Source organism: Salicibibacter cibi (genome assembly GCF_016495865.1).
In the GTDB taxonomy this organism is placed as follows: domain Bacteria; phylum Bacillota; class Bacilli; order Bacillales; family Marinococcaceae; genus Salicibibacter; species Salicibibacter cibi.
This window is the reverse complement of the sequence record NZ_CP054706.1, coordinates 3598688-3625330: the sequence shown is the minus strand read 5'-3', so window position 1 is coordinate 3625330 and position 26643 is coordinate 3598688. Positions and strand designations below refer to the sequence as shown.

The 26643-nt window shown below is 44.9% G+C and carries 34 protein-coding genes; 22 read left to right on the top strand and 12 right to left on the bottom strand.

The window, feature by feature from the left end; all coding sequences use genetic code 11:
- Positions 1-36 precede the first annotated feature (36 nt).
- The 4 genes from HUG20_RS18100 to HUG20_RS18085 all read left to right on the top strand — a co-directional run bounded on the left by HUG20_RS18100 (position 37) and on the right by HUG20_RS18085 (position 3740).
- Complete coding sequence (locus HUG20_RS18100; protein ID WP_200086171.1) at positions 37-1251, top strand: sensor histidine kinase; 1215 nt, start codon at positions 37-39, stop codon at positions 1249-1251.
- Between the two features lie 231 nt (positions 1252-1482).
- Positions 1483-2067: a signal peptidase I gene (locus HUG20_RS18095; protein WP_200086169.1), complete on the top strand. Its 585-nt coding sequence runs from the start codon at positions 1483-1485 to the stop codon at positions 2065-2067.
- A 109-nt stretch (positions 2068-2176) separates the two neighbouring features.
- Complete coding sequence (locus HUG20_RS18090) at positions 2177-2827, top strand: TasA family protein (protein ID WP_200086167.1); 651 nt, start codon at positions 2177-2179, stop codon at positions 2825-2827.
- Between the two features lie 82 nt (positions 2828-2909).
- Positions 2910-3740 carry an LPXTG cell wall anchor domain-containing protein gene (locus HUG20_RS18085; protein WP_200086165.1) on the top strand — a complete coding sequence of 277 codons (831 nt, stop codon included), beginning with the start codon at positions 2910-2912 and terminating at the stop codon, positions 3738-3740.
- Positions 3741-3798: 58 nt separating this feature from the next.
- Here the strand turns inward: HUG20_RS18085 and HUG20_RS18080 are convergent, their stop codons facing one another.
- Complete coding sequence (locus HUG20_RS18080; RefSeq protein WP_200086163.1) at positions 3799-4149, bottom strand: hypothetical protein; 351 nt, start codon at positions 4147-4149, stop codon at positions 3799-3801.
- 276 nt (positions 4150-4425) lie between these two features.
- Between HUG20_RS18080 and HUG20_RS18075 the strand changes: the two genes are divergently transcribed.
- The 3 genes from HUG20_RS18075 to spoIIID all read left to right on the top strand — a co-directional run bounded on the left by HUG20_RS18075 (position 4426) and on the right by spoIIID (position 5621).
- Positions 4426-4758 carry a helix-turn-helix domain-containing protein gene (locus HUG20_RS18075; protein WP_200086161.1) on the top strand — a complete coding sequence of 111 codons (333 nt, stop codon included), beginning with the start codon at positions 4426-4428 and terminating at the stop codon, positions 4756-4758.
- 147 nt (positions 4759-4905) lie between these two features.
- Positions 4906-5094 carry an anti-repressor SinI family protein gene (locus HUG20_RS18070; protein WP_246476466.1) on the top strand — a complete coding sequence of 63 codons (189 nt, stop codon included), beginning with the start codon at positions 4906-4908 and terminating at the stop codon, positions 5092-5094.
- 257 nt (positions 5095-5351) lie between these two features.
- Complete coding sequence (spoIIID, locus tag HUG20_RS18065) at positions 5352-5621, top strand: sporulation transcriptional regulator SpoIIID (protein WP_200086152.1); 270 nt, start codon at positions 5352-5354, stop codon at positions 5619-5621.
- On the opposite strand, the gene HUG20_RS18060 is transcribed toward spoIIID, so the two are convergent.
- Positions 5608-5964 carry a hypothetical protein gene (locus tag HUG20_RS18060; RefSeq protein WP_200086145.1) on the bottom strand — a complete coding sequence of 119 codons (357 nt, stop codon included), beginning with the start codon at positions 5962-5964 and terminating at the stop codon, positions 5608-5610. The genes spoIIID and HUG20_RS18060 overlap by 14 nt on opposite strands.
- A 75-nt stretch (positions 5965-6039) precedes the next feature.
- Between HUG20_RS18060 and HUG20_RS18055 the strand changes: the two genes are divergently transcribed.
- The 7 genes from HUG20_RS18055 to HUG20_RS18025 all read left to right on the top strand — a co-directional run bounded on the left by HUG20_RS18055 (position 6040) and on the right by HUG20_RS18025 (position 11209).
- Positions 6040-7032, top strand: a complete 993-nt coding sequence (locus HUG20_RS18055; RefSeq protein WP_200086137.1) for an LLM class flavin-dependent oxidoreductase — start codon at positions 6040-6042, stop codon at positions 7030-7032.
- A 268-nt stretch (positions 7033-7300) separates the two neighbouring features.
- Positions 7301-8302: a rod shape-determining protein MreB gene (gene mreB, locus HUG20_RS18050; RefSeq protein ID WP_200086135.1), complete on the top strand. Its 1002-nt coding sequence runs from the start codon at positions 7301-7303 to the stop codon at positions 8300-8302.
- Between the two features lie 16 nt (positions 8303-8318).
- A complete protein-coding gene (locus HUG20_RS18045; RefSeq protein WP_200086133.1) occupies positions 8319-9143 on the top strand; it encodes a flagellar hook-basal body protein in 825 nt (274 codons plus the stop codon).
- A 39-nt stretch (positions 9144-9182) separates the two neighbouring features.
- Positions 9183-9998: a flagellar hook-basal body protein gene (locus HUG20_RS18040; protein ID WP_246476465.1), complete on the top strand. Its 816-nt coding sequence runs from the start codon at positions 9183-9185 to the stop codon at positions 9996-9998.
- A gap of 150 nt (positions 9999-10148) precedes the next feature.
- Complete coding sequence (locus HUG20_RS20060; protein ID WP_200086129.1) at positions 10149-10259, top strand: DNA-directed RNA polymerase subunit beta; 111 nt, start codon at positions 10149-10151, stop codon at positions 10257-10259.
- 1 nt (position 10260) lies between these two features.
- On the top strand, positions 10261-10704 hold the full coding sequence (gene fabZ / locus HUG20_RS18030) for a 3-hydroxyacyl-ACP dehydratase FabZ (protein ID WP_200086127.1): 444 nt from the start codon (positions 10261-10263) through the stop codon (positions 10702-10704).
- Between the two features lie 220 nt (positions 10705-10924).
- Positions 10925-11209 (top strand): DNA primase, encoded by a 285-nt coding sequence (locus HUG20_RS18025; RefSeq protein ID WP_200086119.1) that lies wholly within the window; start codon positions 10925-10927, stop codon positions 11207-11209.
- A gap of 133 nt (positions 11210-11342) precedes the next feature.
- Here HUG20_RS18025 and HUG20_RS20055 read toward each other — a convergent pair whose 3' ends face one another.
- From HUG20_RS20055 to HUG20_RS18000, 5 genes are read right to left on the bottom strand one after another with little or no spacing between them, the layout of a single operon-like run.
- Positions 11343-11468: a YvdQ family spore coat protein gene (locus HUG20_RS20055; RefSeq protein ID WP_200086117.1), complete on the bottom strand. Its 126-nt coding sequence runs from the start codon at positions 11466-11468 to the stop codon at positions 11343-11345.
- Between the two features lie 39 nt (positions 11469-11507).
- Entirely contained in the window at positions 11508-11708 is a 201-nt protein-coding gene (locus HUG20_RS18015) for a CLC_0170 family protein (RefSeq protein ID WP_200086115.1), read from the bottom strand.
- Between the two features lie 11 nt (positions 11709-11719).
- Positions 11720-12919 carry a Ger(x)C family spore germination protein gene (locus HUG20_RS18010; protein WP_200086113.1) on the bottom strand — a complete coding sequence of 400 codons (1200 nt, stop codon included), beginning with the start codon at positions 12917-12919 and terminating at the stop codon, positions 11720-11722.
- On the bottom strand, positions 12916-14013 hold the full coding sequence (locus tag HUG20_RS18005; protein WP_200086111.1) for a GerAB/ArcD/ProY family transporter: 1098 nt from the start codon (positions 14011-14013) through the stop codon (positions 12916-12918). The genes HUG20_RS18010 and HUG20_RS18005 overlap by 4 nt, the downstream gene beginning before the upstream one ends.
- Positions 14014-14048: 35 nt before the next feature.
- Positions 14049-15611 carry a spore germination protein gene (locus HUG20_RS18000; protein WP_246476464.1) on the bottom strand — a complete coding sequence of 521 codons (1563 nt, stop codon included), beginning with the start codon at positions 15609-15611 and terminating at the stop codon, positions 14049-14051.
- A gap of 380 nt (positions 15612-15991) precedes the next feature.
- Between HUG20_RS18000 and HUG20_RS17995 the strand changes: the two genes are divergently transcribed.
- The 3 genes from HUG20_RS17995 to HUG20_RS17985 are packed head-to-tail and all read left to right on the top strand — an operon-like array spanning position 15992 to position 18304.
- The gene (locus HUG20_RS17995) at positions 15992-16603 is read left to right on the top strand and encodes a TetR/AcrR family transcriptional regulator (RefSeq protein ID WP_200086109.1); all 612 of its coding nucleotides are present in this window, start codon (positions 15992-15994) and stop codon (positions 16601-16603) included.
- Position 16604: 1 nt separating this feature from the next.
- On the top strand, positions 16605-17531 hold the full coding sequence (locus HUG20_RS17990) for an ABC transporter ATP-binding protein (protein ID WP_200086107.1): 927 nt from the start codon (positions 16605-16607) through the stop codon (positions 17529-17531).
- Positions 17528-18304, top strand: coding sequence for an ABC transporter permease (locus HUG20_RS17985; RefSeq protein WP_200086106.1), 777 nt, complete (start codon positions 17528-17530; stop codon positions 18302-18304). Before HUG20_RS17990 ends, HUG20_RS17985 begins: the two co-directional genes overlap by 4 nt.
- Before the next feature lie 109 nt (positions 18305-18413).
- Here the strand turns inward: HUG20_RS17985 and HUG20_RS17980 are convergent, their stop codons facing one another.
- From HUG20_RS17980 to HUG20_RS17970, 3 genes are read right to left on the bottom strand one after another with little or no spacing between them, the layout of a single operon-like run.
- Positions 18414-18884, bottom strand: a complete 471-nt coding sequence (locus HUG20_RS17980) for a CBO0543 family protein (RefSeq protein ID WP_200086104.1) — start codon at positions 18882-18884, stop codon at positions 18414-18416.
- A 15-nt stretch (positions 18885-18899) separates the two neighbouring features.
- Positions 18900-19373 (bottom strand): hypothetical protein, encoded by a 474-nt coding sequence (locus HUG20_RS17975; RefSeq protein ID WP_200086102.1) that lies wholly within the window; start codon positions 19371-19373, stop codon positions 18900-18902.
- An 8-nt stretch (positions 19374-19381) separates the two neighbouring features.
- On the bottom strand, positions 19382-20164 hold the full coding sequence (locus HUG20_RS17970; RefSeq protein WP_200086100.1) for a hypothetical protein: 783 nt from the start codon (positions 20162-20164) through the stop codon (positions 19382-19384).
- 174 nt (positions 20165-20338) lie between these two features.
- On the opposite strand from HUG20_RS17970, the gene HUG20_RS19730 reads away from it, so the two are divergent.
- Positions 20339-20470 carry a hypothetical protein gene (locus HUG20_RS19730; RefSeq protein ID WP_281392463.1) on the top strand — a complete coding sequence of 44 codons (132 nt, stop codon included), beginning with the start codon at positions 20339-20341 and terminating at the stop codon, positions 20468-20470.
- Positions 20471-20484: 14 nt separating this feature from the next.
- Here HUG20_RS19730 and HUG20_RS17965 read toward each other — a convergent pair whose 3' ends face one another.
- Both HUG20_RS17965 and HUG20_RS17960 read right to left on the bottom strand, forming a co-directional pair.
- The gene (locus tag HUG20_RS17965) at positions 20485-20931 is read right to left on the bottom strand and encodes a hypothetical protein (RefSeq protein WP_200086098.1); all 447 of its coding nucleotides are present in this window, start codon (positions 20929-20931) and stop codon (positions 20485-20487) included.
- Positions 20932-21106: 175 nt separating this feature from the next.
- On the bottom strand, positions 21107-21283 hold the full coding sequence (locus HUG20_RS17960) for a hypothetical protein (protein ID WP_200086096.1): 177 nt from the start codon (positions 21281-21283) through the stop codon (positions 21107-21109).
- 126 nt (positions 21284-21409) lie between these two features.
- Here HUG20_RS17960 and HUG20_RS17955 point away from each other — a divergent pair, with 126 nt between their 5' ends.
- From HUG20_RS17955 to HUG20_RS17940, 4 genes are all read left to right on the top strand, one after another.
- On the top strand, positions 21410-21727 hold the full coding sequence (locus tag HUG20_RS17955) for an RNHCP domain-containing protein (protein WP_246476463.1): 318 nt from the start codon (positions 21410-21412) through the stop codon (positions 21725-21727).
- Positions 21728-22024: 297 nt separating this feature from the next.
- The gene (locus HUG20_RS17950) at positions 22025-22738 is read left to right on the top strand and encodes a LuxR C-terminal-related transcriptional regulator (protein WP_200086092.1); all 714 of its coding nucleotides are present in this window, start codon (positions 22025-22027) and stop codon (positions 22736-22738) included.
- Between the two features lie 200 nt (positions 22739-22938).
- Positions 22939-25026, top strand: a complete 2088-nt coding sequence (locus tag HUG20_RS17945) for a hydantoinase/oxoprolinase family protein (RefSeq protein ID WP_200086090.1) — start codon at positions 22939-22941, stop codon at positions 25024-25026.
- The gene (locus HUG20_RS17940) at positions 25019-26635 is read left to right on the top strand and encodes a hydantoinase B/oxoprolinase family protein (protein ID WP_200086088.1); all 1617 of its coding nucleotides are present in this window, start codon (positions 25019-25021) and stop codon (positions 26633-26635) included. The genes HUG20_RS17945 and HUG20_RS17940 overlap by 8 nt, the downstream gene beginning before the upstream one ends.
- Positions 26636-26643 lie beyond the last annotated feature (8 nt).

The window sequence follows — 26643 nt, the reverse complement described above, 5'->3', positions numbered from 1 at the left end:
AAATGGTTTTCATACAAAAAGCCGTATTGGAGCTGGATGCTCGGATATAAACTGGAGTATCTGGCCCAATTGATGGCCTGGGGGAGCTTCGCTCTGTTCGTTCGCACTTTATATCCGCAAGAGATGAACAGGTGGGCATGTTGGGCTATCCTCTTATTCTGTAGCGGTTATGGTATGTTTGTTGGGCTCACACATCCGCATATTTTTTCATATACGATGCTTTTTTTCCAGTTTGTGATTATTACTTCGTTTTTTTACCTCATTTATGTGTTTATCAGCGCGGTTATCAACCGTAGACGCGGAGCTGCATTCCATATTTTGGGTTTTTCGGTCCTTTCCGTTGCTTTGATGTTCGATATCCTTTTTTATAATCAGGTCGTTTCCGGGCAGCCTCTTCTTTACTATGGAATGTTTTTTTATATCTTTATGCAAGCCCTTCATTTGTCGGTGTTGTTTGCAGAGTCTTATACACGGATTGAAGATCTGTCCGGGCAATTACGCTTGTTGAATACCAATTTGGATGAGAAGGTGAAAAGTCGAACGCGGGAACTCCGGGAGAAAAATGAAGATCTTAACCATATGCAAACACTACGGAGCCAGCTGCTGATGAATATTTCTCATGAGCTTGGCACGCCGCTAACCTCTATCCGAGGTTATGTCAAAGGGATGCTGGATGGAGTTTTTCCGCGCGGAGACGATAAATACATGCAACTCGTTTATGATAAAACCCTGTTGCTTGACCACTTTATCGGGGATCTTCACGATTTGAGCAAATTGGAAAATCGACAGCTTTCATTTATTTTTCAAGATGAAAATATTTGTCTTTTTTTGCAGCATTTATACGAAGAATATGAACCGGAAATAAGCAAAAGCGGGCGGACATTCATTTATAACGACGCGTTGAATGATGAGTATGCTGTGGCGCAGATAGACACGATCAGAATGGAGCAAGTGTTTTCCAATATCCTTTCCAATGCCCGAAAACATACCCCGAAAAATGGAGCGATCACCGTTAAATTAGAAAAGGAGAAGGCAAATGCGGTGATTAGCATTATTGATTCGGGTGATGGTATAGAAGAAGACATGATACCTTTCATCTTTGACAGATTTTATCAAAGTACATCGTCAAATGGATTCGGTATCGGATTGGCGATTTGCAAAGAAATCATTGAGCAGCATAACGGGGCGATCGGCGTGCAAAGTGAACTCGGCGTTGGAAGCCGCTTTTATTTTAAACTGCCGCTGCAATGAAACATTCTTACCATCCCGGTTGATTTTCGCCAAGGTGCATTTTTGAGTTCTTGTTCCATTTAAAGAACAAGCAAAGCGTGAAATTTAAAGGGAAAGTAAGATTACGGGCCATAATTCTATATAAAGAACATTAATCGTTCATAATAACGAATAATGTTCTTTTTTGACGCTTTATTTTCCGAACGAAGTTGTTTATTATTCGTTATATAGAACAACGAAAGGTGTGAATAAATGAAAAGGTCTTTAAAGATATTGAAAAGCACCGTATCTTTTCTTCTCACTGTCTTTATCATCGTTACCGTTGCTTTCGTTGTACAGGCGCAATTAACCGGGGGGAAAGCTCAAGTTCTGGATCATGAAATTTTGACTGTTTTATCAGGGTCTATGGAACCGGATATTGAAACCGGCTCTGTCATTGCGATTGAAACAGTTGATCAGGCCCGAGATTACGAGGTTGGGGATGTCATTACGTACCATATGCCCAATGATCCGGAAACGTACGTTACACACAGAGTGATTGACGTCCAGCCAAATGAAGGTGAGATCCAATATGCGACACAAGGCGATAATAATCGTACACCTGATCTAGAACTCGTAGAGGCCACACAAATTATCGGACATTATAACGGGATGTCGGTGCCGTATGCCGGTTACGTTTTTGATTATGTGCAAAGTGACCAAGGGATTGTGCTCATGTTGATGGTTCCGGGGTTTTTGCTTCTAATATCATCATTCATTCAAGTATGGAAAATTGTGCGTGACACGGAGTATCAGGAAGTGACAGCAATGGGAACTGACAATGAGACTACGGGATGATCCATAGATACGTTTGAACCTCTTCTCGATGTCTGGCAAAAGGGAGGTGAATGATTAAGGGATCGAGGAGAGTGTCCATAAATATTTATTGCTATAAGGAGGATGCAAATTGAGAAAAAAATTATTGGGGGCTATAGGCACGCTGGCTCTTGCGGCATTATTGATAGGCGCTGGAACGTTTGCCCTTTTTACGGACAGGGCAACAAACGCGGGGAATACGTTTGCAGCAGGGACGTTGAGCATTGAGGACATCACGAATGGGGACGGGAGCGCGGCTATTGAATTGGGAGGATTAGCACCCGGGGATAATACCTCCGGACAAATTGAGTCCCATTCTGCAGTTCAAGCACAGAGCGCAGGTGAAATCGGCCCTAATTCCATAGGGTGTTCGGTATTTCCATGGTTACCGTGGTGTGATGGTAGTGAAGACCCACCGGTAGACGAAACCACTCATGATCCAGGTGAAATTACCATCGTTAACGATGGCTCTATGGATGCTTGGGTGAAGCTTAGCGACATCACAACTGACGGTGTTCTTTTCGGTGGCGACAACCCGATCGCGCTTGGTGTGGATGAAGATCCTGTGCTTCTTGAGCCAGGTGAAGAGCAAACATTCACTGTACATTGGGCATTTCCACTTGAAGCAGAAAATGAGTATCAGGGTGGAGAAGGTATCGCAGATTTTCACTTTGATGCCGTGCAGGCTGACAACAATGATGCAGGCGATGGACCAAACTCCTGGAATGAAGATGCTTCATAAGAATGCGTAGGCAGAATACACCGCGGCAACGATTGTCGCGGTGTAGGTTTTAGCAGCCATCGTGCGTGAGGAGGGCAGTGATGTGGAAAAATATCATCTCAGATTATTTATATTATTGTTCATTGATTTAATATTCGTTCTATTAATGGCTATTTTTTCAAGCGATTTGCAGGCATCAGATCAGCAAGAGCAAATAGATTCGACTTTTGAGATTGACATCGGAACTTTTCCTTCCTCGGCATTTATCGGAGGGAGTAATTTCGCTCCCGGCGATCAGATTCAATCCGGCATTGACGTCCAAAATCGAGGCCAATATGATTTTGAGTACACCATGACGGTCTATAGAGAATACGGTTCGGAACGCTTATATGATATTTTGAATGTGGAAATTGAACATGAGGGCAGCATCATATTTGCGGGGCCATTAAAGGATTTGGACGTAGGGATGGGTGTATTGAAAAGCGGTGATGAAGATCATTTGCATGTCACTGTTCATTTACCATTACACGCGGGGAATGAGTATCAAGGTTTAGAAGCGGTGGCTGCTTTTGATTTTGTTGCACAGGGAGCACCCGGGGACGATGACGAGCCGTTGTCTCCGACAGAACCCCCTGGAATTGACCCTGACCCTCGTGGCACATGGTCATCTGATGACACTTCTTCTGCCACTAAAGAATCAGGAATGGACACACGTTCTTCAATTGAAAAATCCTGGGAAGACATCCAAGATACCTTCCAGGATGCTATTCAACCACTCGTAACTCGGACAGGTATGGGTGAAAGCGATTCACGCTCCGGAGGTTTATTACCTGAAACGGCTTCGCATTGGCTTGTTCTTCTTATATTAGGTTTGCTGGTGATCATTATGGGCATTTATTTGCTTAAAAGACAAAAAAAGAACATCAAGGCATAAAAATAAAACAACGGCTGTCTGTTGATCGGCCGTTGTTGTTTGTCGGTAGGCTCTGGTCTCAAGGTTGTTCTTCCTCCATGTCAGCATCCGTCTGTTCACTCTTATCCTCTTCGGAAGGCTCTTCTTCATGGTTTTTCTCGATGGATTCATTTTCGGGGGGTAGTTCCGTTTCTGTTTTTTCCTGTTCATTTTCTTCAGACTCTTCCAGATCTAATTTTTCTTGCTCTGTTTCTTCCTCACTGACATCATTATTTTCTTCTGTTTCTTCTTCAGGTTCGCTTTCCCAGTCGGCTTTAAAATTCGCGCGTGAGTGTTCTTCATCCGTGAACAGTGTACTTGCGGCATCGACAACATGTACAAAAGAAAATAATAAAATAACACCGAAAACAAATATTTTTGCTATTTTCAATGTATATCCTCCTTATGTTCTTTTTAACGAACTGCACATTAAGTATAGAACATGATAAGCAAAATGGAAAATGCTATTTCAGACAAAAATTCGCTATAAAGAACGATTATTGTTCTTTATAAAGCATACCCTCTGTTTTCCTAATGATTGCGCCTCTTTAGTAAAGCGGTGGACCCAGAAATGAATTTGACGTTCGTGATATAGAAAGATACAATATCTGTAAGGTGTTGGCTTCGGACGCGATTGACTATACGAATAAGAATAGGGAGATCTAATGTGATTGGAGAACGCATTCAACAGCTCCGTACTGAAAAAGGTTTTTCATTGTCAGAGTTAGCCGAGCGTGCAGGTGTAGCTAAATCTTATTTAAGTACGATTGAGCGGGATTTGCAAAAAAATCCGTCTATTCAATTTTTAGGAAAAGTTGCCGAGGTGCTTGACGTATCCATTGATTATCTTTTGCATGAGGGAGGGAATCAGGATGATCGTGAACTTGATCCCGAATGGCAAAAGCTTATTGAAGAAGCGATGGACGCAGGGGTAAGCAAAGAGCAATTTCGAGAATTTTTGAACTTCAATAAATGGCGAATGAGCAACTCGGATCAATAATCGGAAACACCGAAGCTCGGTTTTATCCATTTTCTTTCCCTTGTGGCTAAAAGCATAACTTTAGATAGGTTTTTGTAACACTGTATAATGCTATAGTTATAGTATGAGGTGTAAGCGGTGGATAAAATGCATAGGGGGGAATGCACGTTGCACGATAATTTGTATTTCGTCGATCGTGGGATGCAACAGGAAAAATTATTGATTCGACAGAAGGCAAGCCATTATAATGTAGACCCGGAATGGATGGAGCTGATGAAAGAAGCCCGGAATATGGGGTTGAGCAAGGAGCAGATTCGACGTTTTATTAAGGAAGCGGCCATGTCCAAGAATACATAGAGAACAATCATAAAAAACATTAAGCTCATCAACTCATTGAATGGATTCGATTCAAGAGGCCGATGAGTTTTATTTTTGATCGCTTACCTTGATTCGACAATGTTAACGATCAACGAACTGTGAGCGGGAGTGCCTGTTACACCCGAACTTCCGCAGAAGATTTTGCTTCAAACCCTTGTCCTGCCTGAGTTTTTGGTATATATGCCGGTCTCGGATAATAAACTGTAACAAACCATCCAGACTGGGAGGCGAGGGGTGTGCATGACTACATCAAAGAACGGACCATCAAGATAGGAAGATATGTGGTGGAAACCCGGAAAACTGTCCGAACAATCGCCAAAGAGTTCGGTGTTTCGAAAAGTACCGTGCATAAAGATTTGACAGAGCGGCTTCCTGACATTAATCCCGAACTGGCACACGAAGTAAAAAGCATATTGGATTATCATAAATCAATCCGGCATTTGCGTGGTGGGGAAGCAACAAAAGTGAAATATAATAATAAGGGGGAAAAAATCATTCACTCGTAGCAACTTTATTACTGTCGAAAAATTCGTGTTTTTTCGCTGATGCAAAAGCAGAAGCAACTAAACATGAACATAGCGCGATCGAAAACCTTGCAAAAAGACGAATGACGAAGGCTCGTGATCCGTGCTTCGTATTCGTCTTTTTATTTTCGATGAAAATGAATGGTTTTATGGCGCCAATATCGGCGTTCGCCTGTTCGTTTTGGACTTCATGGCGCCCAAAAGGACGACCGTTTTGCGCGTACGAACACCATGACCGCCCCCTATGTTCGGTCTCCATAACCGAACCATGGTTTTGTAGGATAAACGTTTCGTGCCCATAGTGATTGAGCATTTTTCTTTTCATGAAGACAATTCCCTTGTATTGTTTCTATTGTATAGGTTCATCCTCATGTATAGGACTAAGAAAGGGTGAAAGGGCATGAATGCAGAGTTTTCCTTATCCGTATTGGATTTGGCGCCGGTCCATGCGACACAGACGCCGGCAGATGCATTTGAAAATAGCAAAAAACTGATCCAACATGCGGACAAGCTCGGGTATCATCGCTATTGGGTGGCTGAACATCACAATATGAAAGCGATCGCCAGTTCAGCTACTTCCGTGCTGATCGGTTATTTAGCCGGCCATAGTGAGAATATTCGCGTCGGTTCAGGTGGCGTAATGCTCCCGAATCACGCGCCTTTAATCATTGCTGAACAATTCGGCACGCTGGAAGCGATGTACCCGGGCCGCATCGATTTAGGTCTGGGACGAGCGCCCGGTACGGATCCGATGACGATTCGTGCGTTACGCCGCGATCAAATGAGCAGTGTCAATGATTTCCCCGATAACGTGAATGAATTGCTGAATTACTTCAGCAAAGAAGACGCACCGGTGAAAGCAATCCCCGGCCATGGCCTTGAAGTGCCGATCTACTTGCTAGGCTCGAGTACTTACAGTGCGCAACTTGCGGCAGCTTTAGGATTGCCGTTTGCGTTCGCGAGTCATTTTGCGCCGGGTGAACTGTTTAATGCTTTGCGCTTGTATCACGAACGTTTCCAAGCCTCGAAGTTTTTAAGCGAGCCGTATGCGATGGTAACGGTCAATGCCGCTTTGGCTGATACGACACAGGAAGCTGAAAAACTGGCGACGACGAACTATTTACGGTTTTTAAGCATCGTTCGCGGGGGCCAGGCGGAAATCGATACGAAGCCGGTCGATAATATGGATGAACATTGGACAGAATTTGAAAAAGCACAGGTACTCCAATCGTTAAAATACTCATTCGTAGGCGATCAGGAAAAAGTGAAAAAAGAACTGGAAGATTTCCACGCTGAAGCAAAGTTCAATGAGCTCATCGTATCATCGGACATTTACGATCAGGAAAAAAGAAGACGCAGCTATGAGCTGTTGGCAAATATATGGAATGAATGAGAAAACCGGCAAGGGGGATGCCCCTTGCCGGTTTATGTATGTGCATCTTTCTGATCAATTCCTTTCCAAGTCACAAAATTTAACAAATATCGATAGGAAGATTCATATTTTGATTCGAGTGTGGTAAAATTAAGCATTGAGTGTGGCAATTATGAGTGCAAAGACAGCTCGTACATATAATAATAAAGAAACTTTCTACCCAGAGAGAATTTTCAATCTCCCTCGGGATAAAATAAATTATCATTCACGGCTGAGAGGAAGGTGCAACATGTTCGGAAGAGATATCGGAATCGATTTGGGGACCGCCAATGTGCTTATTCACGTCAAAGGTCAAGGCATTGTGTTGGAAGAACCATCCGTTGTTGCCGTTGATAACACGACCGGCAAAACGATGGCAGTGGGGGAAGAAGCCTTTCAAATGGTTGGTCGCACACCTGGGAATATTGTAGTGTTGCGTCCGATGAAAGATGGGGTGATTGCCGACTTTGATTTAACGGAATCGATGTTGCGTCATTTTCTGTCAAGGATTAATGTCCGTTCAGCTTTTGCGAAACCGCGAATTTTGATCTGCTGCCCGGCAGACATTACTTCCGTAGAGCAAAAAGCAATTCGTGAAACGGTTGAAAAAAGTGGCGGAAAGCATGTGTATTTGGAAGAGGAGCCCAAAGTAGCTGCTATTGGCGCAGGAATGGAGATTTTCCAGCCAAGTGGCAACATGGTCATTGATATTGGTGGAGGTACCACGGACGTTGCTGTTTTGTCCATGGGAGGGATCGTTACATCGAAGTCGATTAAAACGGCAGGTGACCAATTCGACAATGATATTTATCATTACATCAAGCGGCATTATAAACTATTAATTGGAGAGCGCACAGCAGAGGACATAAAAAAAGAGGTCGTAAGTGTTTCGCCGAACGGGCGTGCAGAAACATTCGATATCCGTGGACGTGATATGGTTAGCGGCCTTCCCCGTACGATCACGATTCACTCGGAAGAACTAAACGATGCCTTGAAAGAATCAGTGGCTACCATCACACAGGCGGCTAGGATTGTATTGGAACAAACGCCTCCGGAACTTGCGGCTGATATTATTGACAAGGGAGCATTTATTACAGGAGGCGGTGCACAGTTGCACGGGATGCAGGAACTTTTCGCCGAGGAGTTAAAAATCCCTGTCTTTATTGCCGAAGAACCGATGCAGTGCGTAGCGAATGGTACCGGAGTTATGTTGGAAAACTTAGAAAAAATATCCAGCAAAGTACGCGCCTAACAAGGGGGACACCGGAATGATCAGAGGTTTTTACCAAGCAGCTTCCGGAATGATTGCAGGGCAAAGGCAGACAGAAATGCTCGGCGATAATCTCGCGAATATGCACACCCCCGGCCATAAAAGCGATCATGGCGCCACGCGGACATTTCCGAACATGTTGATTCAAGCGATGGACAACGGGGATGCCGGAACAAATGGAATCATCGGGGATATTCCGACCGGGGTATACATGCAAGAACGAATACCGGATGTCCGGCAGGGAGATTTGCGCGAAACCGGTGTGGAAACCGATGTCGCCCTTCTGCAAGGAGCGCTGGAGCCTGAAGCGGATACCGGTGAGCCCGGAATGCTATTATTCGCCGTTCAAGATGAGGACGGGGATGTGCAGTACACGCGCAACGGAAACTTTGCCGTTGATGGACAAGGGCTTCTCACTACCGGCGAAGGTCATTACATATTGGGAACGGACGGCGAGCCATTGGAAGTAGAGAATGAGGGCTTTGTGCTGGAAAGCGACGGCGAGATCACGGCTGACTCAGGTGAATATGTCGGGCAATTAGAGGTTGCTTACGCACCCGATCCCTTGCAATTGGCAAAGACTGGCGCCGGTCTCTTGCAATATGAAGGGGAAGATCTCGAGGGATTGCCGAGTGCAGTGGGTGATGATGCGTATCCTTATGAATTACAACAGCAGTTTCTGGAGAGGTCTAATGTGGACGTCGGTCAAACGATGACAGACATGACAAAGGCGTATCGACAATTTGAGGCAAATCAAACGGTTTTACAAGCTTACGACCAAAATATGCAACGAACAGTGAATGACATAGGAAGCATTGGCTAATATTCCTTAGGAAATATGTCGAAAATAAGGAGGACGATGATGCTTTCATCAGCTGTCACGATGAGCCAATTGCAGCAAAGCATGGATACGATTTCAAACAATATGGCCAACATCAATCGTACTGGCTATCAACGCCGGGAAGATTCATTTTCCGATTTGCTTTTTCAACAAACGGATCATCAGCGTGTGTCTCAACCGGAAGGCAATCGTTTGACGCCTGAAGGCATACGTGTCGGAAACGGTGCCGGCATTTCGCAAACAGCGCTACGTTACGATCAAGGAGCGGTGCAAGAAACGGAACGTGCCCTTGATTTTGCGTTGGCGGAAGCCGGGGTCTTTTTTCCCGTACAAACAGAAGACGGACAAGCGTTTACGAGAGATGGCGCTTTCTATTTAAGTGAAACTGTCCCGGGTGCTGATACGTGGCAACTTGTGACCAGGGAAGGGGACGTGTTGACAAACGGTGATGGGGAACCATTTGTTGTTCCCGGTCAAGCGAGCGATTTTACGTTGGATCCGGACGGCACGCTTGTTGCTGATCTAATGGAAGGAGGCAGCGCTACATTGGGCGAATTGGAAGTGGCGACCATTGAACGCCCGCAACTGTTGGAAGCGATGGGAAATAATTTATTTCAACTCCCTGATTTGGCAGCGCTTGATGTAGATGAAGCCGATGTGCTTGGATTCGATGTTGCAGGTGCTGACCAAGTCACCCAAGGCGCACTGGAACAGTCCAATGTGGACATGGCCATGGAAATGACGAATTTGATGGAAATGCAGCGCAGTTACGGCATGCATGCACGGAATATTACACAACAAGATGAGATGATGGGGCTCGTGAACAGTCTTCGATAAGGGGTTATTCATGATCATGTGTGACGAAGGAAAAGATGGAAAAAATGAAAAGCGTGGCGAATCAAAAGGAAAAACGCGCATTAAGGGCTCGTCTCGTGTCTATTTGGCTGCGCCTTTTTATCGTTCTTTTTTTTGCTTTTCGCAAGCGTGATGGTCGGTTTGGTCCTCGGCTACTCGGCCGTTGGCGACGGCGAAGGGTTTCGGATATTACGTTTAGAGACGTGGCAAGACCTTTACCAGTATATTTCAGGGGGTTCATAAGATGTTGACGACAGAAGAAATACAAGCGATTATTCCCCATCGCCATCCGTTTTTATTGGTTGACCGTGTGGAAGAACTTGAAGTAGGAAAGCGATGTCTCGCGCTGAAAAATGTGACTGCCAATGAGGATTATTTTAACGGCCACTTTCCGGGTTATCCGGTTATGCCGGGGGTGCTCATCGTTGAAGCATTGGCGCAAACAGGGGCAGTTGCGTTGTTAAAAGATGAAAAAAACCGGGGAAAGTTAGCCGTCTTCGCGGGCATTGACAACTGTCGATTCAAAGGGCAGGTCACACCAGGAGACCAACTCAAGTTGGAAACGACTTTGACGCGCGTACGAGGTTCCATCGGAAAAGGCCATGGCATGGCGACCGTCAACGGTGAAGTGGTTGCAGAAATGGATTTGATGTTTGGACTTGTGGAACACGAAAATGGGAAAGCTTGATGAAAAGCTCAGGGATCCGGCGGTAATGAGGTTATTTTATCTATTCTAAGTATCCTTCCGTGACGGTGTGAAAATATAGGAGAATATGAAATAATGTATAAAGACATTCAAAAACAACCGCAACCCATAGACGAGAACCCAAGACGTTGTTATGATAAGCACAGTTAACAGGAAGCGCTGTTAACATATAAACTCTAACAATTAATGGGGGAACTTAATCATGAATAAGAAACTACTTTATGGAGTACTTTCAGGTATCCTTTCCGTAGGTATGCTAGCAGCATGCGGCGCAGAGGAAGAAGACGGTGAAGATCCTGCTGGCGACGATCCTGCTGGCGAAGAAGAAGACGATGGCGGTCTTGAAGAAGACGACGGCATGGAAGAAGATGACGGTATGGATGATGAAGGAGACGATGATCTAGATGCTGACGACGAAGAAGACGACGGTCTAGACGACGAAGAAGATGAAGAAGACGACGAAGAAGACGATGAACTAGAGCTTTAATTAAAGATCAATAGGAAGGCGCCCGTTGGGCGCCTTTTTGCATGCTCTACTTAGCTTAATTTGAAAGATTAAGGCTTCGCCAATTCATCGCGGCCGGGTGCTTGCGGTGGATTCTCCATCCATCCGTTGTCAATCATGAGCGTTGCACCGTCGCCGGCGTAAACGTGTCAGAATACAGGCGCGGGGTATTCACATTGACATCGTCCTCTGTGAATCCAACAGAAACCAGAAATTGCTCATCGTTAAAGAAAGACGTCAATGATTGGATATGCCCATCGGATATCCCCCTCTTTTCCTTTCACCAAAACCATTGATCAATCATCCAATTTAAAATTAATAAGGAAATTCCACTGTAAAGATTAATCCTGCCAATGATGATGGCTGTCTTTCTTTCCTTTTTTTTCTTCTCTCGGTCGTAAGCCTTGACATCAAAATACAAGATGAGAATCCCGGTCACCACTAATAACGTCACCATATAATTTGTATATCCAATCTCCATTACGTGCCTCCTCAATTTGCTTGTGTATCCACGCGCCGGATATTGTACATAACGTCAACATCAACATCGAGATGCTGAAATGTTTCTTGCCAGTTCTCTTTTGTGCCAATTTCCTCATTCCAATAGCGGGGATGCTTGGCACGAATGTATTCTCCGAATCCGAATATATCTGACTGTTCTTCTTGCATTTTCGCAATGAATCGTTTAGCTCCATCAGCCGTTAACTCTTTTCCTTTTTTTTCTATGCTCTCAATCACTTGCGGATCACTTAAGTTGGCATCTTCGTTCGTTTTTTCAGTGATCACGAATTCATAACGAATCTTCACGTTAACGTGAGGTTCCCCATCTTTTATGGTGGTATCCATTTTTGTTTGCCGTTTAATCGCTTCTGTTAATACTCGTGTATCCGTTTCGGGAACAGGCACAAAAATAGAATATCCCCCTTGCGAAAATCCAATAATTCCCATGAAGGTCCCAATTTCGAGTGGTTCTGTTTTCCCAATCATTTGATCACCTTTAAAATAGGCGAGGCCGTTGATTTGGATGTTTTCACTCGATTTAATCTTGAGATAGGGAAGGAATCCGTCTTGACCTTGGCTTGAGACCATTCGCCAAAATAAACCGAGGTAATCTTCGGGGAACTTCCCTAACCCAACGGCATTATCAACCATATTTGCGAGATATAATGTTGGCACTTGCTCCAATTCCGGTGCGATATCCATATATTGCGCGGCTTTCTCCTCGGAGATAACCATCCAGACATTTCTCCTTATTTGCGGATCGCGCCGCAAAGATTCGTTAAATTGATCCACCCCTTTTTTGGCCACATTTTCATTGATGACAATCACTCGTAATTGCCCTAAAAATAACTGTTCGGCAACTTCTTGTTGCAAATTGCTGATGGCTTCCTCCAGTGAATATCCGGTAACACTCAATACCCATACCGGATCTGATTCACCTTCGTCTCCCATTGGCGGCCCTAATGGAACTTCTCCTGGTATGGCAATTTGCACCGTCACGCAAATCATTTCTGTTTGCGGTGTTTCCACGATATGGCTAATGTTGTCTTCCTCTTCTTCTGTGCCGGGGTTTGCCTCGTCAATAGCAATTGCGAGCACGTTTGCCCGATTTTCAATGTCTTCACTGTCCCAACAGCCGGTGAGTAACGGAATAAGTAAAAATAGGAGACATCGGGCACCGATCCGTTTCATTGGGATCTCCTCCCTTGTTTCTTTCGCAATCGTGCGATCACATATAAAAGGATGGGATAGATGAGGGTCAATACAAGTCCCGCTATCCCAATCCTTTGAATGATTTCATACATCTGAATCGAGTTTTGCGGAAGCATGGCAATCACGAAGACGAAGGGGAGCATAAAAAAAGAAAACATTTTATGATCACGGAGCCGGAAAAGTTGTTTTGTGGCGTAGACGATAAACATGTATGTGGTATACATCGTTGTAAAAACCGCCGTGACAAACACGACTAAAAAAAATATATCAAGCCGCTCCAGAAACTCCCCGGGAATCGTTGCCGTCCTTGCCAATTCTAATGTCGGCCAAAGTAAATTCTTGATTTCTTCAGGCCCAAACAATACCAACGTATTGATGACGATAAAGACATACATTCCTCCCGCGACTACACTAGACCACACGGTTGCCTTCATCGCTTTTTTGGGCGCGCGCATAAACGGAATAATCATAGTGATGATAAACGAACTTTGCAGCAACGCGGCAATGGTTAACACCCCTGTGAACATCCCGCTTGCATCATTTCCCCATAATGGTTGGAGATAAAGAGAGTTCCCGTCCTCTAAGGAAAGGGCGATGAGGAGGATACTAGGCACAAAGAGAATCGGGAGATAAAAAACATGAATATATGCGAACGTCATCATATCGTTACGGGAAAAGATAGCAGCAAGTAAAAGCATAACGATAACCGTTATTTCCAATGGCGTTTCCGGGAGAATGTTCGTAATGACGACTTCCCCGAACTCGCGCGCGACAAGACTCGTTAATGTAATGAAAAAAACGATGATCAACAAACTGCCGATTCGCCCCGGCCATTTGCCGATAATATTTTCACTGTAGTGAATGATCGACTGCTCCGGAAATCGCATCCCCAGCATGGTTAAAACCGCAAGTCCGAAAAAGCTGACCAATATGGCCAAAAATGTCACCAATGGGGCCCCTGTATCCCCGGCTCTTACAGCTATTAACGGGAGAGGAAGCAGACCAACGCCGAGCCCTGCGTTAATAACGATGGCTGTTGTTTGATAAACGGTTAGATTTCTTGGTAATCCCATGACTTCCATCCTCTCGTCGAACCACCGATGCTCCATTAATCACGTGTGCTGTTTGATTCATTGGACATTTGTTCGGATTCTTTTCTATCTACGCGTCTTTGATTTGGTGATCGGAGAAAGTCCGGACGTCTCCATTGCCCCCATAATGGTGAGCGAAACACAACATCTTTCCATCCTTGCGCATTTCCCGGCGAAACCGGGCTCATATAAGGAACCCCAAACGATCTTAATGAGAGCATGTGATTAAAGATGGTGAGGATTCCGATGACAACGCCATAAAGTCCGAATATGGCAGCCAGAAGAATGATAGGAAAACGTAGAATACGTAGAGCAAATGAAGCGCTATAGGCCGGGGTAGCAAAAGATCCAATCGTGGCTAAAGCGATGACAACCACGGTGATCGGACTGGCAAGTCCGGCTTGGACAGCTGCATCGCCGACGATCAGTACGCCGATGATGGATAACGCTCCACCAACTTGGGTCGGTAAACGAATGGTCGCTTCCCGTAAAACCTCCATGGAAATTTCAATAAGTAATACTTCTACCAAGGCTGGGTATGGGACTCCGGCTCTTCCGCTTGCAACCGCAACGGCAAAATCCGTAGGCAGTAATTCCGGATGAAAAGATATAAAGGCGACATAGAGTGAAGAGGTTACTAACGCAAATACAAGTGCTATGATTCTTATGATTCGGATGAAGTTTCCCATTAATAATCGATTCGTATAATCCTCTGTCGTTTGATACAGTTGATTGAACACAATCGGCAACAGTAAAGCAAATGGAGATCCATCGACAAGGATCGCCACCCTTCCCTCCACTAAATTGGCCACTGTTTTATCGGGGCGTTCGGTCGTTTGCAATTGAGGGAAAGGGGAATATTTGTTATCCTCAATGAATTGTTCAATGTACCCGATATCGGCAATAAAATTAATATCGATGGTGTCCAGGCGTCTTTCCACTTCTTCAACGAGCGTCGTCTTTGTTGTTCCTTCCAAATAACATATCGCTACTTTTGATTGGCTTTGACGTCCGAGTTTAAGGGTTTTCACCCGAAAAGCAGGGGATGCCAGTCGATAACGCAACAAGGATATATTGGTTCCCAATTGTTCAATGAACCCTTCCCGCGGTCCCAGAACGACTTGTTCTGTCTTTGGTTCGTCGATGGCCCTTTTCTCACGTTGACTTGTTTCGATAAGAAGTGCTTCATCGTGACCTTCGATGATAACAATCGTTTTCCCGCTTAGCATTTCCTGCACCAGTGTGGATAATTGATTTTCCAATTCCATTTCACTATGGTGGATGGTTTCGTTTAAAAGTACGTCCAGCAACTGTTCTTTTTTTACACTCTTACCGGTCAAGTGGGGCGGCACATACATTAAGGCTTTGAGAATATCGGTGTTGATCGATATATGATCCACCAGGTCCGAAAAATAGAACATCACCGCCGAAAAGTTCCCGAAAACATGAAAACGGCGCGTTACGAAATCCTCACTCTGCCCCAACGCGTCCTGTATAAAGCGAATCGCATCCTCCAGATTTCCGGAGAGCACTCTTTGCGTTTGTTGTTGATATTTTTTTTTCATAAAAAGGAATGACACGATTGATCATCCTTTGGAGATGCTGTGATTGGGCTTGCAGAAGGGTGGCGCCCGTGGTTAACAACTTACAATAATGAGCATCTCATTTGTTTATCTTATCGTTCCTTTTAAAGACAAATCTATACGGAATGTGTACGGCGCCCATCGAAAAAAGACGCCACCGGGCGCCTAAGGCACCAAAAAACTGTGGCGCACAATCAGTTCTTTTCTGGATTCCCTGCGCGATAGCTATAAATAGAAGTTACACCATGTCCAATATGGCCAAAATTTTCTGTGAAAATTGAATGATGGGATTGTCTTTGAACATTTGTCATAATGGTTTATAATAGTTGTGAATGAAAAATATTTTTATTCATGCATTCATATAAGGAGGTTTTTAGTTGGCTCGAGGATTTAATGATGATGAAAAACAAGTCATCACGAACTCCCTTATAGAACAAGGAAAGATTCTTTTCGGCAAATTTGGATTGCAAAAAACAAGTATTCATGAAATCACTAAAAACGTTGGGATTGCTCAAGGGACATTTTACAAATTTTTTCATTCGAAGGAAGAATTATATTTTGTGATACTTGAAATGGAAGAAGATAAAATAAAAGAACAATTTGCTAATTTGGATATTTTCAAGGAAAATCAACCGAAAAAAGCAATCAAACGTATACTACAGCAAATGGTCAATACAATCGAGCAGAACCCATTCATTCGAGAATTATATATTGGACGTAACATGGAAAATATGCTAGACAAATTATCTCCGGAATTACTTGACAAACATTTTAAAAATGATTCTATCTCATTTTTGCCTTTAATTGAAAAATTTAAGAATGAAGGGTTCATTATTGAAGAAGCCCCCGAAACCATCGCGAGTGTATGCCGTTCTTTATTTTTACTAACACTTCATAAAAAAGAAATTGGTGAAGAAATTTATACTGAAACCATTAAACTGTTTATTGATCTGATTGTCGATGGTCTTATAAAAGAGGAGGGGGAGTAAATTGCGAACAGTCATTAAATCAAACCGTATATCAAAGAAATACAAAGGTTTTCAGGCTGTCAAAGATGTTTCTCTAAGTATTGGTAAAGGAGAAATATATGGATTTATCGGGTTAAATGGATCTGGTAAAACGACAACGATTAGAATGTTACTTGGCATGATCAAGCCAACTGAAGGCACTTGCTATATAAAAGGTGAAAAAGTAACTTCCACTAATCAGCGTATTTGGAGAAGCGTCGGACACATCGTTGAAACTCCCCATTGTTATCCTGAGCTTACTGTCTTAGAAAACTTAGAAATTTTTCGGCGTATCAGATTGATGTCAAACCCTGATATCGTCTCGAAAGTCATGGAACAGCTTAATTTAACACGATACGCCCAAAAAAAGGCTGGGAATCTTTCATTAGGGAATGCTCAACGATTAGGAATTGCAAAGGCTCTTCTCCATTCACCAGAAATTTTGATTTTAGATGAGCCCATGAATGGCTTGGACCCTTCAGGAATTGTAGAAATTAGAGCGTTACTTCAAGATTTAGCGTTTAATCGAGGCGTTACCATTTTAATGAGCAGTCATCTGCTTAGTGAAGTAGCTAAAATAGCAACTAAAATTGGCATCATTCATAATGGGCGATTAATACAAGAAATTGAATCCATTCAACTGCGTGATCTTCTCAACCAACAGCTAGTCATTGATACCCGTCATAATAAGTCGGCTATTTCGCAACTAACAACTGCTGGGTACGCCTCAAAAATAAATAACGATGGATTAATTGAAACCACCGATGGAAGAGCCATTCGAGATCCCGATGAGATATCCCGATTGCTTGTGTACACAGGGTTTGCCCCAACGAAATTAATTGTAAAAGAGGAAAACTTAGAATCTTATTTTATGAAAATTATCGAAAGGGAAGGGGAAAAAGTACAATGAAATATTTTCTCGTTACCTTGCATATGGAAGGGCTTAAAATCATCAAGTCGAAAGTCATTTGGATAATCGCAGCAGCTTTCAGCATTGCCCCGCTAATGGCTGGTTTTTTTATGTTCGTATTAAAAGATCCAGCACTTGCGGAAAGTACCGGATTAGTCGGGGCTCAAGCGCAAGTTGCTGGAGAGGCTAACTGGCAGTCCTATTTAGACTTACATGCCCAGATGATTGCAGTAGGCGGTATTTTCGTTTTTGGTTTTGTTACAAGTTGGATATTTGGAAGAGAGTACGTTGATAACACTGTAAAAGACCTTCTGACCCTTCCTTATTCAAGAGCAGTGATTGTTATATCAAAATTTTTAGCGTCATTTATTACAAACATAGCATTAAGTGCCTATATCGTAACTTTCGGTTTTTTTATTGGGTGGATCGTAGGTCTTCCACAATGGTCTTCAGCCATCGTGGTGCCGAGTCTTTATGTCATACTAATCGTTACCATGTTAACGATTATTCTAAGCACTCCTGTTGCTTTCTTTGCAAGTTATAGTCGTGGATATTTAGCTCCGGTAGGCTTTGTCATTATGACACTTATTTTTTCGCAAATTGTTGCAGCTGTAGGGCACGGTGACTATTTTCCATGGGCGATACCGGCACTCTACAGTGGTTTAACGGGAGAAAACATTATCAATTGGAGCAGTTTAATCATCATTGGCATTACAAGTTTGTTAGGCTTTCTCAGTACATTATATTGGTGGCTTTTTGCAGACCAGCATTAAGAAAGGGAATGCTATTGCTAAGATTGTTTATCCAACCGGGATCGCCATTTCCTCGACGACACACATCTGCAATCATGGCCAAAACCGTTTTTTGACCTCAATATTTTCTCTAATCGTCGTATCGCGCGGACAAGCATTTAAATAATGTAAGCACTCCGCTGCTGCCGATAAAAACCATCGATAGGGAAGCAACATTATGGTACCATTTCCATTTACGCCACTTTACAAGCCCCGTCTTTTTATCCACAAAATATTCGATCAACGTATGAATGCTGCTGTAAAGCACAGCTTGTCCAATGATGCTCCACCATTTGGCGTGATAAGTGAATTGGTTAAACCAGACGCAAAAGAGCGGGAGGATAAGGTGCTCGTACAAAACATTCGTGTCAAAATACTTCGGTAAAGGACGTATCGGATAATTCAATCGTTTTCCTTTCACGACGATCTGGGCCAAAAAGGTGACCACCCACCCTGTTGCAAAGAAAACAATTCCCCATTCTTTTACGCGATTTTTTTGAAATGTAAATGGAAAACATGCCAAACCAATCACGAGTAATAGTCGTAAAACTAATCGTTCCAAAATGTCCTTCCTCCTTTATTGACCGGATGCATCCTCGGTTTTTGCCACCCCAAGGGCGTGATGATCCCATAGTATCTGTTCTACCTTTTCCACTTTGTCCGGATGACATGCAACGATTAAAATTACTTCGGATTTTTTGCCTTTTAACAGCCTTTTTCTTTTACTAAATACTTTATATATCAGGAGGTCGATGATAAAACCAAACAAGAATCCAGATGCAGCGCCAAGCAGTCCCCAATAGATCGGTCCCCATTCCCACTCGAAACCGAGGCTGGCTCCGATAACGGAAAACACCACGGCCAGGGCGACTCCTTTATCAAACAAACTCACTCCGTCCGAACGATGGAGCGAATCAAACAATTTGCGCTCCTCGACGCGATTTTCAAGTGGAACGGCTAGAATACTCTTTTTTTGGATGCCGATCGTGTTCAAACTTGATAAAGCGAGTTCTAAATAGATGGAATGTTCAAAGGTGGCAAAGATTTGCATGTTTATATCTACACCTTCCGATCAGACAGTCTTATACGGTACGTTTGATAATTTGCTTGTAAAAAATTACGTTGTTCGTTTTCAAACAGTTTATTATTTTCCACCGTATTCACGTAAGCGTCATAAATCGCGAAGCCAAAGACAGACGGCAAGAAAAGAAGCCATTGTGGGTCCAACACTTGTGTGGCTTCACCGACTTGACCCAAAAAGAGAAGATGGGTGGCGATCAACACTTTCGAATAATAAACGAAAACAATAAACCAAGTGGTGACAAAAATAGCTGTAAGCACACGATGAATGTATAATTGCCCCAACCCCGGGGTTACGAGCGACCAAAGAACCGCCATGATTGGCCTTCTTTTGTCCAAGTAATTCATTTCCATCGCACCCAAATTAAAAGAGGCAATCGGGGCATTTTCCCGCTCAGCCAGCAAATACTGTTTATTTAGATCCACCGTCGTTCGATAACTGTCCCAGATTCCGAAAATATACACCGGAATATACATCAGCACCCATCTTGGTTCGAGGGCTTCTTTGGCCAACTCAAAATGACCCGTAAACGAATAAACCATCGCAAGGTTGAGATTAGACATCACATTGATAAGAATTTCCCAGAGGAACAAAGTGAAGCCTCTCAGATATTTTGATAAAAGAAGATGGCCAAATCCGGGAAGGGCGGCGCCCCACCACGCGACGATGTAAGGGTTGCGTAAATGTAATTGTGTGGTGCCTAAAATACTGACATATGCTTTGAAGCGACGCTCTTGATTGGTTTGAGAAAAATTCTTCATGATGGTCGATCTCCTTATAATGGCTTTAGGTGAGCGTCTTAATTAGGGACTGCTGACTAACGGAAAAAGACTGGCACATAAGCTTTTTCCGTTGGTGTTGTCAAAGCTGGATGCAAGGAAATCCATCCTATAAGCAAAAAAACCCTTGCACTTCTGGCAACGTACGGAGGGACGGTGCTGCAATGGCGAGATTCCAGCGGAAAAACGGACGCGTCAAGCCCCCACAGCGCCGGTTTTGCGCGAGGAGGCTTGCCCGTTCGTCCGCGGAAAGCGAAGCCATGGAAGCGGCATCCCGGCTTTAGCTGATAGCTGCAAGTTGTTCAGCAATCCCTAATTATTATCCTGGTTGCAAATCCAAGTCCCAATCCGACAAAAGAGCTGAGAATCGGCAAAAAGATCGGTCCGACAACCACGCCCATGATCGCTTGGGAGGAATAAGCAACGCCAATCGTCGTAATGAATGCGGCCGAGGCAAAGGGGACAGCCATATACGGTTTTTCGTCACCGCCGGCATTTTTGTAAGCATCCCAAATCGCAAAAAAATATAAGCAAGGATAAAACATAATCCATAAGTAATCCGCTTGCTGAACTGCTTCTTGGGTATGTCCTTGAAAACTTAAAACGATCAACGTGTTCAAATTTCCTTGCACATTAACGATGATCTCAATCAAGATAAGCAGGATCCCTTTCACATAGTTTCGACTTAACAATTGGGCGAATCCCGGCAAGGCGATGCTCCATAAAATGGCTTCAACCTTTTTTTCCATTGGTCTCTCCTACTTTGTGTTATTGTCGAAAACGGCAGCGGAACTTCCATTTTTGCTCTTTCAAAGGGTCCTTCTTTTCTAATTAGCTTTTCCGGGTGATAAAGATCAATGCATGGGCGAAAAGGTTGCCTAGAAATTGCCGCGGCCTTGGTTAACCGCGACAATAGCTGTTTTTTTATTCCAGTGTACGATTCATATCGTCGACATTGATGGGGCGTTCGGGATGTGTGGGATCACCTTTTGCAAAAATCCCGTCACCGCCGCAAATCGTGCAAGGATATTGCCACCCTTCGTCATCCGCCAAGAGACCTGTCCCATCACAGGACGTACATACGTTTTTATCTTTGCTCATGCGTTCAACGCCTCCTTCTTTTTCATCATGATGTCCATGCGCTCGATAAAATAACACGGATATGAGAGGATGGAAGCAATTGCTACTTGCACTGCTATAATCAGTGGGAAAGTTGGAGGGATTGGCTTGAGCAAAACAACGGAAAACACCGGTTTTACATGTGAACACTGCGGGAGAGAGGTGCAACCGTTAACGAACGGCAGTTATCGAAATCATTGCCCGTTTTGCCTCCATTCCAAGCATTTGGATAAGCGCCCCGGTGATCGTGCTTCTGTATGCGGAGGGATCATGAAACCGGTTGATCTGAGCTATCATTCGAAAAAGGGATACCAAATCGTCCACATTTGTCAGCGCTGTGGTCATGAACAACTGAACAAAACAGCGGAAGACGAAGAACAAAGCGACGATGTCATCGCACTTATGGCACGGTTGGCGAAGGGTTGAAGCGCACTGGAAAAACATTGTTGCACACTTATGACCTCACCAGCGGCTCATGATGACCTAACCCGAATTCGAACCGGTACTTCGGTCGCCATGCCCCCCGCTCATGAAGCCCCAAATCGTGTTCAAACCAGTATTTCGGGTACCATCCACCAGTCGATCATGGTGACTTACCTCTGCTCCGATCCAACGCCCCGTTCGTCGTTGTTTCAACACTGAGTATAAACTTTGCTTAATATTTTGATAATGAAACCAAAATATGCTATTATTAAGTATATTTACAAAATGGGAGGATACACGATGATTGTTTGTTTGACCTTTTACGAAGAAACGGAAGCGCAACAGCGGTTGGCTGAACTGTATGAGTTTCATAATGATATGTATTTCGATCCGGATCAAAAAAGGCTTCTCTTTGAACGGGAGCAAATTCATGTTGTCGTGGGAAAAAGGGCAAGTCTTGAACAGTTAAGAGAGCGAACGTTACATAATTATGTTGCCCTGGTTAATCCCGGGGACCGGCAATCATTCGAGAAGGTCCTGAATGCGGGGGTTTCGCATGTTATTGCCGGTTCACATCCCATCCCAACGTTAGCATATCAGATTAAAAACAGGACATCCGGTCCTTCTTATATCGACCCGGCGCTAAACATTGATTTTCTTAAGGTATTTGATAAGGCGATCACTCGCAAGACTGGTGTACAAAGGCACTTTCAGCTTGATTTCGAAAAAGCCTCTTCGAAACTCAGCCCTGCTGAATGCCGTATTTTGCAAGGAATTTTAGAAGGGAAAAGCAATCTAAAAATTGCGGAAAATGCTTATCTTGCCAAATCAACCGTCAACAATCATGTAAGTCAAATTATAAAAAAAATCAATGCCAAAGACCGTACACATGCAATCAAAAGAGCGATTGAATTGGATTGGATCGTAGGCGCGTTTCACGATCGGGGAAGTTTCGAAAGTCCGCAATTAATGGCGGTGCATCGGTCGAGTGGCCACGCAGCTTACAACGTTTAGAATAATACCATCGGGCGCCCGATTCTATCCTGGGCGCTTTTTTGGGCAGGTAAGAAAGTGTAAATCAACGTTATTACCTGCATAAGTTGGGCGAAGGATCTCGCCATAAAAGCTTGGCGAAAAGCCAAGTTTTCTAATGCCTGAAATAAAGGATTTTGTACCTTTCATCGAGAAACTACATACAGAGAGGAGGTCCGTGTATGACATCGATTAAAGTTGGTGTTGACATTGGCGGAACGTTCACCGATTTTGTTTTTCTCGAGAGCAAAGGAAACCGGTCGTTTGGAAAAACGTTGACAACGTATCCGGATCCTTCGGACGGGTTTATTGACGGATTGGAAGATAATTTACAAAAATTTGGGTATCGTTATGAAGACATTGATACGATCATTCATGGCACAACGCTTGTAGTGAATGCTCTGATTGAGCGAAAGGGGGCGAAAACGGCATTAATCACTACCGAAGGGTTTCGGGATCAACTGGAAATCGCTACCGAGAGTCGCTACGACCTCTATGATCTTTTTGTAGAAAATCCGTTTCCCCTCGTTCCGCGGGAACTACGGTATACTGTAAAAGAACGGATCTTGAATGATGGAACAGTAATGGAAGCCCTCGATGAAACGGGGGTAAAAGAAACCTTTCGTCGGCTTAGGGAGGATGGTGTGGAAGCTGTAGCCGTTTGTTTTTTACATAGCTATCGGAATATGGCGCATGAAACTCGCGTACGTGAAATAGCCGAAGAAGTGGCACCGGATCTGTACGTCTCTCTTTCCGGCGAAGTTTCGCCCGAAATCCGTGAGTATCCGCGCACGTCCACAACAGTGGCGAATGTATTTGTGCAACCCCTCGTGCAACGCTATTTGGGTAAATTGGAAAATGCCTTGCAAGCGAGAGGATTTTCCGGAAATTTTCTCATGATGCTCTCGGGTGGGGGGACGTGTACGGTTGAGACGGCGACGCGCTTTCCCATTCGCATTCTTGAGTCCGGGCCTGTCGGCGGGACGATTGCCGGTGCTTATTACAGCGAGCGCAGTCGCCTTGGCCAATTGCTTGTATTCGATATGGGCGGGACAACGGCAAAAGCAAGCCTCGTCGATGATGGAAAACCGCTCACGACGAATGAATTTGAAGTCGGTCGTGCGGAGCGGTTCATGAAGGGGAGCGGCATGCCGGTGAAAGTGCCGGTCGTGGAAATGATTGAAATCGGCGCCGGCGGCGGAAGCATCGCGCATGTCAATCGCCTTGGTCTTTTGAAAGTGGGTCCTGAGAGCGCCAGTTCCAACCCGGGGCCGGCCAGTTATGATTTGGGCGGCACGCGGCCAACGGTTACCGATGCCGATCTCATCCTTGGTTATTTAAATCCGGATTATTTTCTCGGCGGAAATATGCCGTTGAATAAAGCGCGGGCGTATGCGGCCATTGAAAAGGAAGTTGCCAAGCCGCTCGGGTTAGGTGTAGTGGAAGCGGCATGGGGCATTCACGAAGTCGTGAATGAAAATATGGCGAGTGCAAGCCGCATTCATGCTGTTGAAAAGGGTAAGGATATTCGTGACTATCCGCTTTTTGCCTCCGGCGGTGCCGGTCCGGTGCATATCAGTCACGTGGCGGAGATTTTAGGTGTGGACACGGTGTTGCTGCCGATTGGCGCCGGTGTGAATTCGGCTTTCGGTTTTCTCACATCAGCCCTCGCGTTTGATTTTGTCCGTAGTTTTCACGGGAGGCTAGACACAATGGTTTGGAAAGCAGTCATGGCTTTGTTTGAGGAAATGGAACGTGATGGAAAGACGCTGCTCGCGCAAGCGGGTGTGACAGAAGAGATTGAAATCTTGCGGTATGCGGAAATGAAATACGCCGGGCAAACGCACGAGATTAGCGTGCCCATTCCCGCCGGCGAACTTACGGTCCAAAGTGTTGCCGAGATTACGGAAAACTTTAAAACGGAGTATGCGAAACGTTACGCCGAAGCGAATGAGGAGATGGCGATGGAAGCATTGAATTGGCGGGTCGTTGTGCGTGGCCCCGAACCGCACATTTATCTCCGGGCGTCGGAAAATCAAGCGACGGCAGTTGCTAGTCCGAAAGCGTACCGCGACGTTTATTTTCGGACATATAAATCTTTTCGGCAGACACCTGTCTACGAACGGGCAACCCTTGCCCCGGGGGTGGAGTTCAACGGTCCCGCTATCGTGGAAGAACGGGAATCGACGCTCGTCGTCAACCCCGGTTTTCTTTTAAAAGTAGATGAATTATCCAACTTATGGATGATAAAGGAGGGGGCGCATGTTTGATCCGATTCAATTGGAGGTGCTTTGGAACCGTCTCGTCACTTTGCTTGAAGAGCAGGCGAAAACATTGATCCGGACCTCCTTTACGAGTATTTTGTCCGATGCGAATGACTTGTCGGCCGGTTTGTTCAATAAAAATGGAGATATGATTGCGCAAGCGCAAACGGGAACGCCGGGACATATCAATTCCATGGCCACCGGTGTGCGGTATTTTTTGGAAAATATACCGGGGGAGACATTAAGAGAAGGGGATGTCCTCATTGGAAATAACCCTTATGAAATATCGGGCCATCTGTTGGATATAACCATCGTAACGCCTGTATTCTTCAAAGAGCAATTTATCGGTTATTTTGCCTCCACCTGTCACGTTGCCGATGTGGGCGGGCGCGGTTTCAGCCCTGAGGGAGAGAGCATTTACGAAGAGGGTGTCCTTATTCCCTATATGAAGTTCTATGACGAAGGAGTGATCGATGAGACGCTTGTGGCGTTGCTTCGCGCCAATGTACGCGCGCCCGACCAAGTGCTCGGCGATTTACGTGCCCAAGTGGTCGCGCAGGACGTGGCCATTGCGCGTTTACGGGAGACACTTACGGAATTTGGGCTTGAGGATTTGGAAGCAGTCGGTGCCGAAATCATGCGCTTGTCGGAAACGGCCATGCGCAAGGCGATCGCCGAATTGCCTGACGGAACGTATGAAAATGAATTGTACAGTGATGGCAGTGAGAAACCGGTGCGGTTGAAGTGCGCGCTCACCGTCAGGGGCAATGAGGTATATGTTGATTTCAGCGGAACTTCGGATGGCAGCTCGAAAGCGATTAACGTTTGCCTTAATTACACGCTCGCCTATGTGAATTATGTATTGAAAGCAACTCTTACGCCGGATATCCCGAGCAATGAGGGAAGTTTTCGCCCGGTGAGCGTGCGCGCACCCGAAGGCAGTGTGCTGAACGCGGTGCATCCGATGCCAACGGCGGCGCGCCATATCATCGGCCATTTTGCTCCGATGTGCGTGCTCGGTGCCCTCTATCACGTAATGCCGGAAAAAATCCCGGCAGAAGGGTCCGCTGCCATTTTCGCACTGCAAGTGCATGGAGAGGATAAAGCGGGGCAAGCCTTTTCTTTTGTTGTGTTCAATGCCGGCGGGGCGGGCGCCCGTCCGGGCAAAGATGGCCTTTCGGCAACGACTTTTCCATCGGGTGTTAAAGGAACGCCGGTGGAAATCATTGAAAATATGTCGCCGTTATTGCTGTATCAAAAAGAACTTCGTCCTGATTCAGGGGGTACGGGCGAATTTCGGGGTGGGCTCGGGCAGACGATTCGTTTCGGCGTACGGACCGATCGACCTTATCACTTACCCTTAATGTTTGACCGCACACAATTTGCGCCGAAAGGATTGGAAGGCGGGGGCGATGGGGCGAAGGCGGAAGTGAGCATCAATGATGCCCCCGTGGGCGATTCAAAGAAGTTGTACACGTTAGCGCCGGAAGACATTGTTACGATGCACTTGCCCGGCGGAGGCGGCATCGGGAATGCCGCGGATCGCGATCCGGAGGCAAAAAAAGATGATTACCGCAAAGGTTATGTCACGCGGGAAAAAGGGAATAGGTACTAAAAAGGAGG

Coding starts and splice junctions, on each gene's coding strand:
- HUG20_RS18100 (WP_200086171.1), top strand. CDS start 37: ATGCTCGGATATAAACTGGAGTATCTGGCCCAATTGATGGCCTGGGGG.
- HUG20_RS18095 (WP_200086169.1), top strand. CDS start 1,483: ATGAAAAGGTCTTTAAAGATATTGAAAAGCACCGTATCTTTTCTTCTC.
- HUG20_RS18060 (WP_200086145.1), bottom strand. CDS start 5,964: ATGAAAAGAAAAATGCTCAATCACTATGGGCACGAAACGTTTATCCTA.
- HUG20_RS18055 (WP_200086137.1), top strand. CDS start 6,040: ATGAATGCAGAGTTTTCCTTATCCGTATTGGATTTGGCGCCGGTCCAT.
- mreB (WP_200086135.1), top strand. CDS start 7,301: ATGTTCGGAAGAGATATCGGAATCGATTTGGGGACCGCCAATGTGCTT.
- HUG20_RS18045 (WP_200086133.1), top strand. CDS start 8,319: ATGATCAGAGGTTTTTACCAAGCAGCTTCCGGAATGATTGCAGGGCAA.
- HUG20_RS18040 (WP_246476465.1), top strand. CDS start 9,183: ATGCTTTCATCAGCTGTCACGATGAGCCAATTGCAGCAAAGCATGGAT.
- HUG20_RS20060 (WP_200086129.1), top strand. CDS start 10,149: ATGGTCGGTTTGGTCCTCGGCTACTCGGCCGTTGGCGACGGCGAAGGG.
- fabZ (WP_200086127.1), top strand. CDS start 10,261: ATGTTGACGACAGAAGAAATACAAGCGATTATTCCCCATCGCCATCCG.
- HUG20_RS18025 (WP_200086119.1), top strand. CDS start 10,925: ATGAATAAGAAACTACTTTATGGAGTACTTTCAGGTATCCTTTCCGTA.
- HUG20_RS18015 (WP_200086115.1), bottom strand. CDS start 11,708: ATGGAGATTGGATATACAAATTATATGGTGACGTTATTAGTGGTGACC.
- HUG20_RS18010 (WP_200086113.1), bottom strand. CDS start 12,919: ATGAAACGGATCGGTGCCCGATGTCTCCTATTTTTACTTATTCCGTTA.
- HUG20_RS18005 (WP_200086111.1), bottom strand. CDS start 14,013: ATGGGATTACCAAGAAATCTAACCGTTTATCAAACAACAGCCATCGTT.
- HUG20_RS17985 (WP_200086106.1), top strand. CDS start 17,528: ATGAAATATTTTCTCGTTACCTTGCATATGGAAGGGCTTAAAATCATC.
- HUG20_RS17975 (WP_200086102.1), bottom strand. CDS start 19,373: ATGCAAATCTTTGCCACCTTTGAACATTCCATCTATTTAGAACTCGCT.
- HUG20_RS17970 (WP_200086100.1), bottom strand. CDS start 20,164: ATGAAGAATTTTTCTCAAACCAATCAAGAGCGTCGCTTCAAAGCATAT.
- HUG20_RS17965 (WP_200086098.1), bottom strand. CDS start 20,931: ATGGAAAAAAAGGTTGAAGCCATTTTATGGAGCATCGCCTTGCCGGGA.
- HUG20_RS17960 (WP_200086096.1), bottom strand. CDS start 21,283: ATGAGCAAAGATAAAAACGTATGTACGTCCTGTGATGGGACAGGTCTC.
- HUG20_RS17950 (WP_200086092.1), top strand. CDS start 22,025: ATGATTGTTTGTTTGACCTTTTACGAAGAAACGGAAGCGCAACAGCGG.
- HUG20_RS17945 (WP_200086090.1), top strand. CDS start 22,939: ATGACATCGATTAAAGTTGGTGTTGACATTGGCGGAACGTTCACCGAT.
- HUG20_RS17940 (WP_200086088.1), top strand. CDS start 25,019: ATGTTTGATCCGATTCAATTGGAGGTGCTTTGGAACCGTCTCGTCACT.